This is a genomic window from Vibrio sp. 1401 (assembly GCF_033340295.1).
This window is the reverse complement of sequence record NZ_JAWOWF010000161.1, coordinates 1-979: the sequence shown is the minus strand read 5'-3', so window position 1 is coordinate 979 and position 979 is coordinate 1. Positions and strand designations below refer to the sequence as shown.

General features: G+C 46.3%; 1 protein-coding gene. It reads left to right on the top strand.

Annotated elements, in window-relative coordinates; genetic code table 11:
* Positions 1–168: 168 nt before the first annotated feature.
* A partial coding sequence (locus tag R7Z77_RS24270) for a transporter substrate-binding domain-containing protein (RefSeq protein ID WP_318136918.1) occupies positions 169–979 on the top strand: 811 nt, incomplete at its 3' end.

Below are 979 nucleotides of genomic sequence, written 5' to 3'. Positions count from 1 at the left end.
GGACACGACACGTACGCGCTTCGTATCTCTACACACTTGTTCCATGATGAGCGAGATGTAGAAGGATTGGTCGAAGCGATTGCTGATCTGTACTACTCGTTCTAACGTCGTTGTTTATCACTCAAGCGCCCATTTATGGGCGCTTTGTTGAAGGGAAGGATATACACAATGTCAGTCAAAACACTTAAACGAACCATCACTTCTGTGGCGATTTTTGCCGCGTCCGTGATGTCTTCTTCGGCTTGGTCTAATGACCTTAAAGAAATCCGTGAACGTGGTGTGCTTCGTCATATCGGTGTGCCTTATGCCAACTTTGTTTCTTACATCGAGCAAGGTGAAATGCACACGCTGACAGGATTAGATGTCGATATCGTAAAAGGATTTGCGAGCTCGTTAGGTGTGCGATATGAGTACGTACCGGCTCAATGGAGTGACATGGTCGGTAAGCTGACAGGTCAAGATGTTCAATACAGACACAACCGCGCAGTCGTGGGAGGCAGTGTGCAAATTGAGGGTGATCAGATCGCCAATGGCGTGACGATTTTGGATTGGCGGGAAGAGGTATTGGACTTTTCTCAGGACTACTTCCCATCGGCGGTATGGCTTGTTTCTCGTACCGATTCAAGTTTAAGTCCAATTAAGCCAAGTGGCTCGATCGACGAAGACGTCAAGACAGTGAAAGAGTTGATCGATGGACGAGAAGTGTTGGCGCTAGAGCATTCGTGCCTAGACCCAAACCTTTACGACTTGTACGACACGGGTGCCAAAGTGATTTTGCCCGATGGCAAACGACTCCTAAACGAAATGGTACCTGCCATCATGAAAAATGATGCTGAAAGTACCTTATTGGATGTAGCAGACACATTAATTGCTTTAGAAAAATGGACGGGAGAAATAAAAGTCATTCGCCCTGTTTCTGAAAATCAAAAAATGGCTGTTGCGTTCCGTAAAAATTCACCGGAATTACGCGAAGCGTTTG